This window comes from Psychrobacter proteolyticus (assembly GCF_038155145.1).
Classification (GTDB): Bacteria; Pseudomonadota; Gammaproteobacteria; order Pseudomonadales; family Moraxellaceae; genus Psychrobacter; species Psychrobacter proteolyticus_B.
This window is the reverse complement of sequence record NZ_JBAKAY010000001.1, coordinates 83,009-97,809: the sequence shown is the minus strand read 5'-3', so window position 1 is coordinate 97,809 and position 14,801 is coordinate 83,009. Positions and strand designations below refer to the sequence as shown.

Below are 14,801 nucleotides of genomic sequence, written 5' to 3'. Positions count from 1 at the left end.
TTAGAAAGCAATTCTAGCTAAAAACTGTTTAAAAAAAGACGCCTTAAAATGGGCGTCTTTTTTTTATACCTATTTTAGGTCTAAAGTGCTTTGATACTGAAAAGTCGAAAATACGAGAAATGCTACCTAGCAAAATAAACCTAACTAGGAACACCGATTTAGTAGAATCGTACTACATCTAAACCAACCATTGTTTTAATAAGTCGCTTAACGCTTTGTCTTTATAAGTAGCAATATGACAATAGTCAACGCCAGCTGCTTTTAAACCATACTCAAAACTGTCTACATAGCGCGCCCGATGCTGCGGATACCAATATACCAATAACGCCCGATGCTCGCTCTTACTACCCTCATCGCTTTCATACTGACGAATGCGTTTGGCCAGCATCTCAGCTTTTTCTGGGAAAACATCTTCAGCAAACATGACCATGTCAACTTTCTGCTTACGCATCTCCTCTATGACGAGTTGGTTACCTTGGCGACAAATAATCGTAGCTCCTAGGTATTCCAGTTCCTCTAACAAGGAGCCTGTCTCATGATAGTAATAATAAATAATCGTTAGGCCAGACAATAAGCGCTGCTGTTTTGATTGCTGTTGATTGGGCATCGCTATGGTCAGTGTAAACTGTGTACCTACACCAAGCACACTATCAACATCTATAGTAGCACCCATAAGCTGTGCCATTTGTCTAACGATAGGTAAGCCAACCCCTGAGCCTTCATACTGGCGAGTTTGCGACGAATCCACCTGAAAGAATGGATTAAATATATCGTCTAGGTGCTCATTATCGATACCAATACCCGTATCTTTCACGCTAATCTGCCAGCGATTACTCTTATTAAAATGTGTCAGTTGCGACGTAATCGTAATTTTTCCGACAGGCGTGAACTTCATCGCATTATTGAGTAGTATCGATAGTATCTGATGTATTTTTTCTGAGTCACCGTATAGGCTATAGTCTATATGATGAATATTACTAATCAGCTCCAACCCTTTTTGAGTAGCCGTATTTTCAAACTTAGCTAGCAGATCAGCGATTAGCTGTAATGGGTTAAACTCATTTTTATGAATTCTTATCTGGCCTTTTTGAATCTGGTTCAACTGTATAATATGATCTAACGACAATACCAATTTATCACTGCCGCTACTGATAATCTCTACCGCGTCTTTTTGCTCTCTGTTGAGCGCTTCATGATCCAATAGTTGTAACCCACCTACAATTGCATTCAATGACGTTTTTAACTCATGAGAAATCATGCTTTGAAAATTATGCAATTGCACATCAAGTGACACATCTTTATTTTGCAATTGTTGTTCAAAGGCCGCAAGGGTTTCATAACCTTGCCGTGCTTCTTGTAAACGATTGAATAACACAATTAATGCTTTTTTGATTTGGGTCAGTTCTTGAAAATTGAATTGCTGCGGGATGACTGGCAGTTGCTCTAGATTTGCGTTGTTCATGACAATGGCACAAACATCAGTTAACACTTCAATATCTTTAACTGGCCAATTAAGCTTTCTAAAAATATATAAGGCAAATATAACAATCATTATCACTGTTGTTAGCCATAACCACAGGATATTTTGGAACCAATGTAAACGTAGCACCTCTACGTCCATCGTAATATTAATATAACCAATCAATGTGCTATTTTCGGTAGCTGTATCAGTCGTCTCATCTGGCGCTGACGATTCGCTCATAATATTTGATAAAGCCAGTGCCAACTGCTGATTGGAATCAGACTTATTGGACGCGGCACTATTGGCATCAAGGTCTTTACTAATCACTGGATAGTTGAAACTGACCGTATGCGCAAATAAAGCATTTTTCCAATCAGCAAGCGACTGGTCTATATCTTCAATTGGCTCAGAAGTTGAATAGAAAACAATACTCTGAATCGTCGGCTCGTTTTCTAATAAGATATTGACTTGTTCAGCCACAACATCTGCGCCATCTGCAGTCGATGCGCTAGTCGTTAGTAGCGATGCCAGTTGTTGAATATGCTGGTTTTTTTCTTGATAGTGATGCACTAAGCCATAAATAAAAGGCAATAAAAAACCTGCCAGCACTGCCAATACGACAGCTTGTATGACAGAACGCCAGATAAGTACGGGTATTGTTTGAAACGAACGGTTGTTCATATCACTCTACTGAGTCGCGTGCAGCTTTCATTTATAGTACAGGTATTTTAAAGATGTGATAAGTAAAACATTTGAGTATTTTTTGAAACTAAGATAGCTATTTATGAGCTCAAACTATAGCGTATTAATAGAAAAATGTCATCGCGCTATCGAACGCGATGACATTAATCATAAAGCTAAAGATATAAAGCCTAAAATACGAGGATTAACGAGGCTTTTTATCTTTGGTAGTAAATTTCTGTGATCGATTACGCTCACGTTGACGCAATTGCTGGGCTTTTGCCTTAGTCGGCGTATCGCTCTTATTCGCATATGGGTTGTCATTTTGCTTCAAGATAACGTTAAGCGGTGTGCCTTCTAACTTAAATACTTGACGGAATTGGTTCTCTAGATAACGCTGATAGCTCTTAGGAAGCGCACTAGTTTGGTTACCATGAATGACAATAACGGGTGGGTTGTGGCCACCAATATGCGCATAACGTAACTTGATACGACGACCAGCAACGGTCGGTGGCGGATTGGCCGTTACCGCATCTTGCAAAATCTGGGTCAAACGGTTGGTCGATACTTCGAACATCGAAGATTTATACGCGCGCAAGATAGACGGATATAAATTACCAACGCCTGTACCATGTAGTGCTGAAATCAAATGTATTTTTACATAAGGAATGAAGCTAAAACGGCGATCCATTTCAAGCTTGATATAGTCTCTTTGATCTTGTGTTAGACCATCCCATTTATTGATCGCAACGACTAACGCTCGTCCAGCGTCAAGCGCATAACCAATCATATGCAAATCTTGATCAACGATACCTTCGTGAGCATCGATGACAATCACGGTTACGTTGGAATCTTCAATCGCTTGCAAGGTCTTGATGACAGAGAATTTTTCTACTTTTTCATCGATTTTACCACGGCGACGTACACCAGCAGTGTCGATCAAAACATAGTCGCGACCTTCACGCTGATAAGGAATATAAATACTATCACGCGTTGTGCCTGGCATATCAAATACCACTACTCGGTCTTCGCCAAGCAGGCGGTTTACGAGCGTCGATTTACCAACGTTTGGACGACCGATAATGGCAAGCTTTAAGCCTCTTGGCTCTACTATATTTTCTTGCTCAGGCATATCAGCCGTTAGCACTTCAAGCAAGTTACCCACACCACGACCATGACTGGCTGCCATCGGATACGGCTCACCCAATCCTAATGCATAAAACTCAGCAGGCGCTGCATCATGTACGCCATCGACTTTATTGGCAACAACATAGACAGGCTTGCCTAACGTATGCAAAAACTTACCAATTTCAGCATCAGCGCCAATCATACCGGCACGAGCGTCAACGACGAATACAATAATATCTGCTTCATGGATTGCTGTATGCGACTGCTCAGACATATAGTCATCGATATTACCGCTACCGTCATCAGCTTCACCGATACCACCCGTATCTACAACGATAAAGGATTTGTCTTCATAAGTTGCATCACCGTACTGACGGTCACGAGTCAATCCTGAAAGGTCAGCGACCAATGCCTGCCGACTTTTTGTGAACTGATTAAATAAGGTGGATTTACCGACGTTTGGACGACCAATTAAGGCGACCACAGGCTTGATACTCATGGGTTACTCTCAGTGAAAGGCACAATGACGGGCAGTACAGTTATTCTTATAACCAGTGACATAACAATAGTAATAGATATGCTGCAATTGACCGTGAATTAAAATGAATGATAGAACAATAGCAAAAATAATAGATGGCTATTTTACGTTTAAAAATAGTATATAGGATGGCTTCATAATACCTATTATACATAAATCAGTAGTATATATGGATAGCACATCGGTCGCATAGAGTACGCGAAAGCCTGTGTTTAAACAAGCAATTTACACAAGGCACTAAACGCTGACTGAGCAGCGTTTGTGTTTTATAAATGATAATCAAGAATAGGCTTAAGGGCTATAGTGAAATGTTACACTTCGTTAATTATCTATAAGCACCTATCTATATAGTTATTAGCGCACTAACTGCCAGATAGCAACTTGTCCTGACGTACTTTGAGTCATTAAACGGCTACCTTGAACTTGCAAGTTGGTCAACGCACCTTTTGTCTCTACACGACTGACGATGCTACCCGTAGCAGGGTTAAACAAGTGCACTACGCCATCGAAATCACCAATGGCGATATAGTTGCCAATCATCACAGGATTGGTGAGATCACGATAAGCCAATTCGTCACTTTCCCATAGCGTCTCACCACTGTTGCGATCATAAGCAACTACTTTGCCATCTAGACTGGTAGCGATAACTTGCTGAGGATTTACCGCCAGTGATTTGAGACTTGCAATTTCATTGACGAACATCACCTGACGTGAGGCCAAATCAATACCTAATAGCTGACCACTATAGCTGATCGCAAACAACTGATTTTTATCTACGATAGGTTTGCCATCGACATCGCTCATGCGCTCAACTTCACTACTACCAGCGCCTACGCCAACACGTCTTGACCAAAGCGGAAGACCGTTATCGACAGTAATCGCATGCAGGCGACCATCAGCTGTCGCCAAAAGTGCCGTCTCATTGTCTAATAAAGTTGGCGCAGCGCTACCGCGAACGCTGATAGCAGGTACTTGAGTTGCGAACTGCCATACTGACTGTCCGGTTTGCAGCGACAGACCATGTAAGAAACCATCATTCGCTGATAATACCACACGATTATTGGTAATCAGTGCTGGCGTCAAAACCGAACCTGACAACTGCTGCTGCCAACGCTTTGCACCAGTCGTGCTATCAAATGCCATGATCTTGCCACCACGAGTACTAACGATAGCGGTCTGGCTCAATGCGTCTACTGCAACACCGCCGGTGATTTGATCGTCAACATTGATTGACCATACGCGCTCGCCTGCACTATTAAACCCTGACAGCTCACCACCGCGTGATGCAGTAATGATTTGACCATTGGCATAGCCAACTTGCAAATCTAGCGGATCTTTTTTGCTGGCTTTTTTATTGCCAACGTCTGTACTAAAAACAGGCTGTAGTACGCTAATCGGCTGAGCGATTTGTACCAATTTTACCGGATCATTCACGACCGGCTTAATACCGCGATTACATCCAATCACTGCCGTGCTCATTACTGCCAGTACGGCCACATGCATGACTGTCTTTTTGATAGTCTTGGTGTTTAACATTTTGCTAGAGCGAATAGATTGAGTCATTGTATGTTCTCACTACAGATAAATTATTATTAATTGGTAAATTGGCCAACAGCAAATTAGTAATCATTAGGTTATATTAAAAAAGAGCTTTGGATGATTACCAACTCTCAATACTATCCTACTGACTTACTGCCCTGCTTCGACAGCGACTTCGTTCGAGGTATCCATCACTAGCGACGGCTCAGGAGCAGATGGCTCTTGAATAAGACTGGTTTGCTCAGCAATCGGCTCAGCCGTGATACCTAAGCTCTCCATCTTTAATGCCAATACTGCACGCGTTTCTTGACGGCTACGTAATAGCTCCCACGCATTGCTATAAGATTTAATCGCTGAGTCTTTATTGTCTTGTGCTAAGTAAATATCCCCTAGCAGCTCCTGCTGACTTGCTTCAAACGAGCTTGGCATGTCATTGTTTGCTTCTGACAGTGCAGCATCTGTATCACCTGCGGCCAATAACGTTTTTGCATAGCGTAAACGAGTAATCGCTTCTAGACCGGCATCACCCAAATCGATGGCCAATGCTTTTTTGAATGTCTCAGTCGCTGTTGCAAAGTCATCATTGTCTACTTGTTGACGTGCTTTTATCATCAGCGCTTGCCATGCATAAACCGACTCACCGTGCGTACTGACCAAAGTATCAATATCTTTGTCTAGCTGGCTACGACTTTGGGTAAGTGCTTCTTGAGCCTCTGCCTCTAAATCTGGGTTTTGCGAGGCCAATTTAACCTCTTCGTTTAGCTGCTGAATATCAGCATATTGATCGGCGGCGACGGTATCTACTCGCGCATGATTGTTTTGCCAGTATGTCCAACCAAAGTAGGCGGCCAGTGCTAACAAAATCGCAGTGACGATATAACTACCATATTGCTTTAGCGCTTGCATGGAGTTATCTGCATTCGGCGAATTAGGTGTCAGAGCCATATATATTTACCTGATAAAATTTACATTAAATTGCTGGTGCGACAAACAAATCTGATTAGACAAAGTCGGTTAGCGACGAGAAAAGTTATCTTTATTTGATAACCAGTCTTGGGCGACCGTCTTTTGCTCACCTGTCTGCATGTCTTTAATACTAATCGTATTATCATCCAGCTCTTGCTGGGCGATGATGACTGTCAATGCCGCGCCTGACTTGTCTGCCTTCTTCATTTGCGCTTTTAGACTCGTGGCACTGGCCATCTTTACTCGTACATCTGGACGACTGTGACGTAAGTTCTGTGCATAGCTTATACCAGCACTATACACCTCAGGATGGGCCACCACGAATACATCACAAGCAGGTATGTCAGCAATCGGCGCAACCGCTTCTATGAGTAGCAATAAACGCTCAAGCCCCATTGCAAAACCAACACCAGGCTCAGATTTGACTGGTTTACTACCATCTGTACCGATTGATTTTAATTGCCCTACTAACCCGTCATAACGACCACCCGCACAAACAGTGGCTTGGCTTCCAAGCTTATCTGTTACCCACTCAAATACCGTTTTATTGTAATAATCGAGGCCACGTACTAAGTGCGGATTGATTTCAAAATCAATATTAAGCGCAGTCAGATAGGCTTTGACTTGCTCAAAATGCGCCAGACTCTCTTCACCCAAGAAATCAGCAAGCTTTGGCGCATCTGCCAATACTGCTTGCGTGCTCGCCTCTTTACTATCCAAGATACGTAAAGGGTTAGTCGTTAGACGGCGCTTACTGTCTTCGTCTAGCTGGTCTTTTTTATCAGTTAAATAGGCAACCAATGCTTCGCGATAAGCATAACGCTCATCCAACTCACCCAAACTGTTTAGTTGCAAACGCATCTCATTGTTGAGACCTAGCTCTTGCCACATCAAATGAGTCATCGCAATCAGCTCAGCATCAGCATCCGGTAGTGCGCTACCGAAGCTCTCGACACCTAACTGATGAAACTGACGATAGCGGCCTTTTTGCGGGCGCTCGTAGCGGAACATCGGACCGATGTACCAAAGCTTGGGCGTATCACCACGTAGCAAGTTGTGCTCGATAACTGCGCGTACTGCTCCAGCTGTGCCTTCAGGACGCAACGCTAATGGCGTTGGTGGCTCAGATTTATCAGTAAAGCTGTACATCTCTTTTTCGACGATGTCAGTCGCGCCGCCAATAGCACGGGCAAATAGATCCGTTTGTTCAACGATAGGCAAGCGAATATGCTCGTAACCGTACCTACCAAGTACATCAGCCAATATCGCTTCTAAATGCAGCCACTTTGCTGATTGGTCAGGCAAAATATCATTAAAACCTTTGATAGCTTTGATCATGGTACGGTCGTATCCTTAAATATTTAACAAGTATTCTATTATTGTTTTCTATGCACTCAAATAAGCGTTATATCTGATTGATACTGTGACGGTATGGCCTAACGTATCAATCTATTCTATGGCTTATTTTACGCGAATGATTTCATTTTCACGTTTTTTTGCCAAGTCTTCTGCATGGGCGCGAACCATACCTTCGATCTCATCAACCAGATTACCTGTATCGATAAGGTGGCTTTTTTCACCCATACGATAGACCAGTGATCTAGGGGCAGCGCCAACGATACCGATATCGGCCTCTTTTGCTTCTCCTGGACCATTCACCTTGCAGCCAATCACAGATAGATTCATCGGTTCACGAATATCTTCTAGGCGCGACTCTAACGCTGTCATTACTTTAATTACATCAAACTCTTGACGCGAGCAGCTTGGACAGGCGATGAAGTTTACACCGTTCGAGCGAATATTAAGCGACTTTAAGATATCAAAACCAATCTTAATCTCTTCTTCAGGCTCAGCGGCTAATGAGATACGAATAGTGTCGCCAATACCATCTAGTAATAATCCACCTAGCGCGATAGCAGATTTGACAGCGCCCGTACGGTAGACACCCGCTTCCGTCACGCCCAAATGTAATGGATTATCAATTTGCGCTGATATTAAGCGATAAGCATCCAGTGTCAAAAACACGTTGCTGGCTTTGACAGAGACTTTGTACTGGTCAAAGTTAAGACGCTCTAAAATATCGATATGGCGCATTGCCGACTCTAGCATTGCCTCGCCAGTTGGCTCAGTATACTTACGCTGTATGTCTTTTTCTAAAGAGCCTGCGTTGACGCCAATACGAATCGGGATATTATGATATTTAGCACAAGCGACCACTTCACGCACTTTGGCATCGCTACCAATGTTACCGGGATTGATACGTAAGCAGTCAGCGCCCGCTTCAGCAACGGCCAAAGCGATTTTATGATCAAAATGCACGTCAGCAATCAAAGGCACACTTACCAGTTTGCGAATTTCACCAAAGGCTTTAACAGTATCCATCGTTGGCGTAGATACACGCATCAAATCTGCACCTGCTTCGACACAACGCTCGATTTGAGCAACCGTCGCTGCTACATCACAGGTATCAGTGTTGGTCATGCTCTGTACGCTAATTGGTGCATCACCACCAACCGCGACATCACCGACATAGATTTTTTTGGTCAGACGACGATTAATAGGCGATGGCATTGACATACATAAATCCTTGAATCAAAAATAGAAAAGCCCTAGGCCTTTGTACATATAATATAAACCAGCTAAATCAGGATACACATGTGCGCTTTACTCAAACACATGGATGCTTCATCCAAACATATAAGTGCTTTATTCAAATTTGGCGCTTATGCAACTGACTATGGTGCCAATTCAAAAGTAGCTTGCTTATCTGTTGCATACGTATCTAACACAACTGGTTGTTGATTGAGCATCAAGCTAACATTATCGATATTATCAATTTGCACATTAAACGGTGGCACACCTGACAAGTCATAGTTACCCGCAGACTGAGAACCATTTATTAGACTGTTTCCAGAAGCATCCGTGATACTAACCACAGCGTCGCTTGTCAATACAAGGTTTAGGTTAGCCGTTGCTGCAGCATCACCTAGATTCAATGCAGAGCCAGAAGCACCAACGCCACTTGCATCACTATTGATGGCGGCACCTTGTGCTTGCTCTATCGCCGACATGTCTTCAACAGCTGATACAGGCTCTTGGGTATTTTCTTTGCTAGCGTTACTTACCATGCGGAATAGGAATACCGCCAAGATAATCAATCCGATAACACCTATGATCAATAGCGGGTTAAAGCGGATACGGTTATGAGTATCACGCTGCAAAGTCCCCATTGGGCGCAGCGGCGTATCGATATTGCTGGCTGATTTGGCCTTTAGCTCATTAGGATAAGCGGCATCGAAGCTACTAGCGATTTTTGCTGAATCTAAGCCCAAATATTTGGCATAGTTAATCGCAAAACCACGAGCAAACGCAGCCTGTGGTAGCTCAGCGAAGTTTTCGCTTTCTAGCGCCTCTAGATGACGCTTTAGAATAAACAGCTCAGCCGCCGCTGCTTCTAAAGTTACTTGCTTGTTTTTACGGGCTTGCTGCAACACGGCACCAAATGATCCCTGAGCGTTAGATTGAGTGTTAGATGATGGGGTGATCATTTCCATGGTGCCTCTGGATTGTTAAGCCAAGTCTTAAGTTGTTTTGCTTCATCACTTAGCGGATAAGCGGATAAAAGCTGCTGTGCCAATTGCTGGCGCGTTGTTATATTATTTTGTGCTGCTGCAAGCTTGATACCTTGTAAGAGCAAGCGCGGGCTAATACCCTGCCCCTGCACCAATATCAGCGTCTCATCATACAGTCTCTGTGCCTGCGGTACACGCTGTTGGTCGAGCAATAAATCTACCAGTTCGATATGAGCAATAATACTATTACGATTGCCATCGAGTGCCCGTAAAAATGCTTTTGAAGCAGCACTATTATCACCTAACTGCAGATAAGTACGACCTAGGTTTTCTAGCGCGCCAATACGGCCTTCATAGCCTAGCGTCGCCCCTGCAATCTCAAACTGTTCTGCTGCTTCACGATAGCGCTTTGTCTGTGACAGATACACGCCATAATTATTGTGCGCTTGTACAAAGTCTTTATCTAGTGCGATTGCTTTTTTGAAGTACTCATCAGCTTTGGCTAGATTGATACGGCTGCCTTCTTGCTGCAACAAAACGCCCATCATATCATAGGCTGGCGCATAACGGCTATCGGCAGCAAAGGCTTTTTCGAGCTGCTGCTGCGCGGTATCTAACTCATTTTTTCGGATGTATTGCGCGGCAAGTGAGGTACGTACACGGGCGATTTCCTGCTGATCTAAATTTCGATCGTTGCTAGCGCGCGTAGATGTTTGATAAGGAGAGTTGCCTAGCAAATCATTAGTCGGGGTGGTCTGACAGCCACTTAATACAAGGACGCCAAATACTGCCGACAGCACTGCACGCTTTGGCAAAGCGGTTTGGGCAGCACTGATACTCAACTGCTTATAAAACTTAGAAAATGATTTTTGATATTTGAACTGACAAGAATTTTTAGAAGTCATCATAGCCGCCATCATAAAACTGGGATTCAATGCGTTCGATCTTCGAGGCCTCAGTTTAATAGATTTAACCCCTATAAGTACAATTTAGTTGTTATTAATTGCCACGTTCTGCAATCTTGACAGTCATTGCTACATTTTCTTACCATTGCGACAGACAAAAGACAGCTAAAACGCTATACCAGTCGAATATAACGCTTATCCTCTAAAGAACTACTAAACGCTTTCGCGATCTTTAATGCTCTGCTGCCACGCGGCTGAGCGTCTAGTACGATCGGCGACTTGTCCAACTAACTGACCACAAGCGGCGTCAATATCATCACCACGTGTTTGACGAATCGTACAAACAAAACCTGCTTCGCTCAGTATATTGCTAAACGCATGAATACGGTTGTTGCTTGATTTGTCATACGGTGCATGTGGGAATGGGTTAAACGGAATAAGGTTAATTTTACTTGGCAACCCTTCTAATAGCGCAACCAACTGATGAGCATGCTCATTGCTATCATTGACCCCATCAAGCATCACATACTCGATTGTAACGTGTTTCTTGTGACGTGGATTGACATCATAAACGTAGTTTTTTGCCGCTGCAATCAGCTCTTCTAACGGATATTTCTTGTTAATTGGTACCAGCTCGTTACGCAGCTCATCATTTGGTGCATGCAGTGAAATGGCCAATGCCACATCGATGTCTTGCGCTAGCTGATACATTTTCGGGACGACACCAGAAGTCGATAACGTGACGCGACGCTTTGATAATCCATAAGCATGATCGCTTAGCATCAACTCCATTGAACCTACTACAGGTTTATAGTTCAATAGCGGCTCACCCATGCCCATCATCACCACGTTGGTGACATTATTTTCCCATAGACTATGGTCGACGTTTTCTAAACTTTCATTTTCATCTGTCATATATGACGCATTAGCGACCCATAACTGACCGATAATTTCAGCCGCGCTCAAGTCACGCTCAAACCCTTGCTTGCCTGTACTACAGAAGCTACAGTCTAGTGCACAGCCTACTTGAGAAGACACGCATAATGTCTTACGGCCATTTAACTTACTGTCATCTGCAGGGATAAGCACTGTCTCAACCAATGAGCCGCCGGTGACTTCAAATACCCACTTACGCGTACCATCATCGCTATATTGACGATGAATCACTTTGGGCGGTACCACACAAGCATTAAGCGATAACTTGTCTCGCAACGACTTACTCAAATTGGTCATTTGCTCAAAATCTGTCACGCCATGCTGATAAATCCACTTAATCACTTGAGTTGAGCGGAATGGCTTTTCGCCAATACTCTTGAAGTAATCAGCCAGTTGCGCTTGCGTCATACCCAATAAATTGGTTTTGGCATGTGCCTCATCTACTAGCTTAATGCTATCAGTAATCTTAGCAGGTACGTGCTGAGTAGGTGCTTGAACAGTTGACATAATAGGTAACCTTTTTGCAGAAGCTTAGATAAGCGGTGCAATTATTTATATGGGCTTTGTCATACATACATGGGTGCATGAGCAATCCGCTATGAGCGCAGTTTTTTGAATTGACAAAAACATGCTGATAAGGGATTGATAACGCTAAGTAAAATCAATAATGAGGCAAGTCACTAAGAATTTCAATGAATAATATAATTATAGAACTCTAAAGCGGATACAAGGCAGCCGACTGCAGATTGTACAAGTTGTACATCTAAGGAGGGTAACGCCCTAGCAGTTTAGTAATTATTGGACTATAGGATTATTATAATAGCTAAAACGGCCTATACCCATAAGATATAAGCCGTCTCGCAAACCAATTATAAACAATCAATGTTGTAAATAATTCGTCCATAGTCAATCAAGTATAAAACTCATACAGGTAAGATCAGTTTAAATCGTAGCTGTCTTATTATAGCAGTTACCTCAAACAAATCGAATGCCGTAAAAGCTTATCGCTGATTTACTATATTAGCGTGTACGTGCACAAACTTCATCATCGCTGAAGAAGTAGCTGATTTCACGTGCTGCTGATTCAGCTGAATCTGAACCATGTACTGCGTTTTCGTCGATGCTGCTAGCGAAGTCAGCACGGATAGTGCCTTCAGCAGCTTCTTTTGGGTTAGTTGCACCCATGATTTCACGATGCTGAGCGATAGCGTTTTCGCCTTCTAGTACTGATACCAATACTGGACCTGACATCATGAAAGATTTTAGGTCATTGTAGAATGGACGCTCAGCATGCTCAGCATAAAAACCACCTGCTTTTTCATCATCAAGTTGTAGCATTTTAGCGGCAACGATTTTTAGACCAGCTTGTTCAAAACGGCTATAGATAGCGCCGATGTGGTTGCCAGCAACTGCGTCAGGTTTGATGATAGATAAAGTACGTTCGTTAGCCATGAGAAGCTCCTAATAAATGATAAATTCAATAAAATATGAAAAATTAATACGTTGTTTTAGCTTTAGCCACAATGTTGACTTGGACTGTTTTACACAACTCATGGTATATCAGTGTATAACCATAAGCGCCAACATCGGATTGCTGCCTATTATAATGATTAAGGCCATAAATGATAGGGTTAATTTATGACCATACCTTGCATAAAAGTAAATTTATTGTGCATTAGTCGTTGATAATGCTATAAGTTCTAACAAAAGCAAAAACCCCAACGCTCAGCGTTGGGGTTTTTTATTAACTAAAAACTATTTAATCAAGTTTATAGTAAAAACTAAGCGTCGTACGGATCGCGCAATACGATAGTCTCTTCGCGATCAGGGCCAGTTGAGATAATATCAACTGGGCAACCGATCAATGCTTCGATACGCTTGATATATTTTTTAGCGTTTTCTGGAAGCTCATCATAGTTCGTAATACCAACAGTAGACTCGCTCCAGCCTTGCATTGTTTCATACTTAGGCGTGACTGACTCATAGAACTCAGCATCATGTGCGCCTGCACACTCAGTTTCAGGTAGGTTGTAACCTACACCGATTAGCAACTCTTCAAGACCATCTAGTACGTCAAGCTTGGTCAAGCAAATACCTGACATAGAGTTAAGTACTACTGCACGGCGTAATGCTTCTGCATCGAACCAACCACAACGACGGGCGCGGCCAGTCGTCGCACCAAATTCATGACCGACTTTGGCTAAATGAGCACCAACATCATCGAACAATTCAGTTGGGAATGGACCACTACCAACACGCGTAGTGTACGCTTTGGTGATACCAAGTACATAGTCTAAATACAATGGACCGATACCTGTACCCGTTGATACACCGCCAGCAGTTACACTTGAGCTGGTTACAAACGGATAAGTACCATGGTCGATATCAAGTAGCGTACCTTGAGCACCTTCAAACATTAGGTTTTTGCCAGCTAGACGTAATTGATTTAGGTCTTCAGTTACATCAGTAACCATACCTTTAATCTCTTCTTTCCACTCTTTACAAAGCTTAAGTGTCTCATCAAAATCAATCGCTTCAACTTTATAGTACTCAGTCAGTTGGAAGTTGTGATATTCGATTAGGTTACGTAGTTTTTCTTCTAGATCTTCACGGAACAAATCAGCAAGTTTAATCGCACGGCGCGCTACTTTGTCTTCGTATGCAGGGCCGATACCGCGACCTGTTGTACCGATTTTACCAGATCCACGCTTGGCTTCACGAGCTTGGTCAAGTGCCACATGATAAGGCATGATAAGTGGGCAATTAGGAGAGATACGTAAACGCTCACGTACTGGTACGTTGTTGTCTTCTAGCTCTTTCATTTCCTTTAGTAATGCGTCAGGTGCTAACACCACGCCATTACCGATAAAGCAAGTGACGCCTTCACGCAAGATACCTGATGGAATCAAATGCAAGACAGTGGTTTTGCCATCGACAACCAACGTGTGACCAGCATTATGACCGCCTTGGAAGCGGGCTACTGCTGAGGCTTTTTCGGTAAGTAAATCAACGATTTTACCCTTACCTTCGTCGCCCCATTGGCTACCCAAAACTACAACATTCTTACCCATGAT

Annotated in this window: 11 protein-coding genes; all 11 read right to left on the bottom strand. The window is 43.0% G+C overall.

Annotation, left to right across the window (positions count from 1 at the left end; translation table 11 throughout):
- Nucleotides 1-178: 178 nt before the first annotated feature.
- Entirely contained in the window at nucleotides 179-2,143 is a 1,965-nt protein-coding gene (locus V6252_RS00375) for a HAMP domain-containing sensor histidine kinase (RefSeq protein ID WP_341608853.1), read from the bottom strand.
- 205 nt (nucleotides 2,144-2,348) lie between these two features.
- Nucleotides 2,349-3,770 (bottom strand): ribosome biogenesis GTPase Der, encoded by a 1,422-nt coding sequence (gene der, locus V6252_RS00370; protein ID WP_057759046.1) that lies wholly within the window; start codon nucleotides 3,768-3,770, stop codon nucleotides 2,349-2,351.
- A gap of 393 nt (nucleotides 3,771-4,163) precedes the next feature.
- Nucleotides 4,164-5,372: an outer membrane protein assembly factor BamB gene (gene bamB / locus V6252_RS00365; RefSeq protein WP_341608852.1), complete on the bottom strand. Its 1,209-nt coding sequence runs from the start codon at nucleotides 5,370-5,372 to the stop codon at nucleotides 4,164-4,166.
- A 126-nt stretch (nucleotides 5,373-5,498) separates the two neighbouring features.
- Complete coding sequence (locus tag V6252_RS00360) at nucleotides 5,499-6,293, bottom strand: YfgM family protein (RefSeq protein ID WP_341608851.1); 795 nt, start codon at nucleotides 6,291-6,293, stop codon at nucleotides 5,499-5,501.
- Nucleotides 6,294-6,362: 69 nt separating this feature from the next.
- Complete coding sequence (gene hisS, locus V6252_RS00355) at nucleotides 6,363-7,652, bottom strand: histidine--tRNA ligase (RefSeq protein WP_341608850.1); 1,290 nt, start codon at nucleotides 7,650-7,652, stop codon at nucleotides 6,363-6,365.
- Between the two features lie 123 nt (nucleotides 7,653-7,775).
- Nucleotides 7,776-8,891 (bottom strand): flavodoxin-dependent (E)-4-hydroxy-3-methylbut-2-enyl-diphosphate synthase, encoded by a 1,116-nt coding sequence (gene ispG, locus V6252_RS00350; RefSeq protein WP_057759039.1) that lies wholly within the window; start codon nucleotides 8,889-8,891, stop codon nucleotides 7,776-7,778.
- Between the two features lie 158 nt (nucleotides 8,892-9,049).
- Nucleotides 9,050-9,862 carry a helix-turn-helix domain-containing protein gene (locus V6252_RS00345; RefSeq protein ID WP_341609146.1) on the bottom strand — a complete coding sequence of 271 codons (813 nt, stop codon included), beginning with the start codon at nucleotides 9,860-9,862 and terminating at the stop codon, nucleotides 9,050-9,052.
- Nucleotides 9,859-10,794: a type IV pilus biogenesis/stability protein PilW gene (gene pilW, locus V6252_RS00340; protein WP_341608849.1), complete on the bottom strand. Its 936-nt coding sequence runs from the start codon at nucleotides 10,792-10,794 to the stop codon at nucleotides 9,859-9,861. Before pilW ends, V6252_RS00345 begins: the two co-directional genes overlap by 4 nt.
- A 210-nt stretch (nucleotides 10,795-11,004) precedes the next feature.
- On the bottom strand, nucleotides 11,005-12,234 hold the full coding sequence (rlmN, locus tag V6252_RS00335) for a 23S rRNA (adenine(2503)-C(2))-methyltransferase RlmN (protein ID WP_057759033.1): 1,230 nt from the start codon (nucleotides 12,232-12,234) through the stop codon (nucleotides 11,005-11,007).
- A 513-nt stretch (nucleotides 12,235-12,747) separates the two neighbouring features.
- Complete coding sequence (gene ndk / locus V6252_RS00330) at nucleotides 12,748-13,179, bottom strand: nucleoside-diphosphate kinase (protein WP_057759031.1); 432 nt, start codon at nucleotides 13,177-13,179, stop codon at nucleotides 12,748-12,750.
- A 329-nt stretch (nucleotides 13,180-13,508) separates the two neighbouring features.
- Complete coding sequence (locus tag V6252_RS00325) at nucleotides 13,509-14,798, bottom strand: adenylosuccinate synthase (protein ID WP_057759029.1); 1,290 nt, start codon at nucleotides 14,796-14,798, stop codon at nucleotides 13,509-13,511.
- Nucleotides 14,799-14,801: the final 3 nt, after the last annotated feature.

Bases quoted from the DNA above. Each gene is read 5' to 3' on its own strand.
- V6252_RS00375 (WP_341608853.1), bottom strand. From the start codon at position 2,143: ATGAACAACCGTTCGTTTCAAACAATACCCGTACTTATCTGGCGTTCT.
- der (WP_057759046.1), bottom strand. From the start codon at position 3,770: ATGAGTATCAAGCCTGTGGTCGCCTTAATTGGTCGTCCAAACGTCGGT.
- bamB (WP_341608852.1), bottom strand. From the start codon at position 5,372: ATGACTCAATCTATTCGCTCTAGCAAAATGTTAAACACCAAGACTATC.
- V6252_RS00360 (WP_341608851.1), bottom strand. From the start codon at position 6,293: ATGGCTCTGACACCTAATTCGCCGAATGCAGATAACTCCATGCAAGCG.
- hisS (WP_341608850.1), bottom strand. From the start codon at position 7,652: ATGATCAAAGCTATCAAAGGTTTTAATGATATTTTGCCTGACCAATCA.
- ispG (WP_057759039.1), bottom strand. From the start codon at position 8,891: ATGTCAATGCCATCGCCTATTAATCGTCGTCTGACCAAAAAAATCTAT.
- V6252_RS00345 (WP_341609146.1), bottom strand. From the start codon at position 9,862: ATGATCACCCCATCATCTAACACTCAATCTAACGCTCAGGGATCATTT.
- pilW (WP_341608849.1), bottom strand. From the start codon at position 10,794: ATGATGACTTCTAAAAATTCTTGTCAGTTCAAATATCAAAAATCATTT.
- rlmN (WP_057759033.1), bottom strand. From the start codon at position 12,234: ATGTCAACTGTTCAAGCACCTACTCAGCACGTACCTGCTAAGATTACT.
- ndk (WP_057759031.1), bottom strand. From the start codon at position 13,179: ATGGCTAACGAACGTACTTTATCTATCATCAAACCTGACGCAGTTGCT.
- V6252_RS00325 (WP_057759029.1), bottom strand. From the start codon at position 14,798: ATGGGTAAGAATGTTGTAGTTTTGGGTAGCCAATGGGGCGACGAAGGT.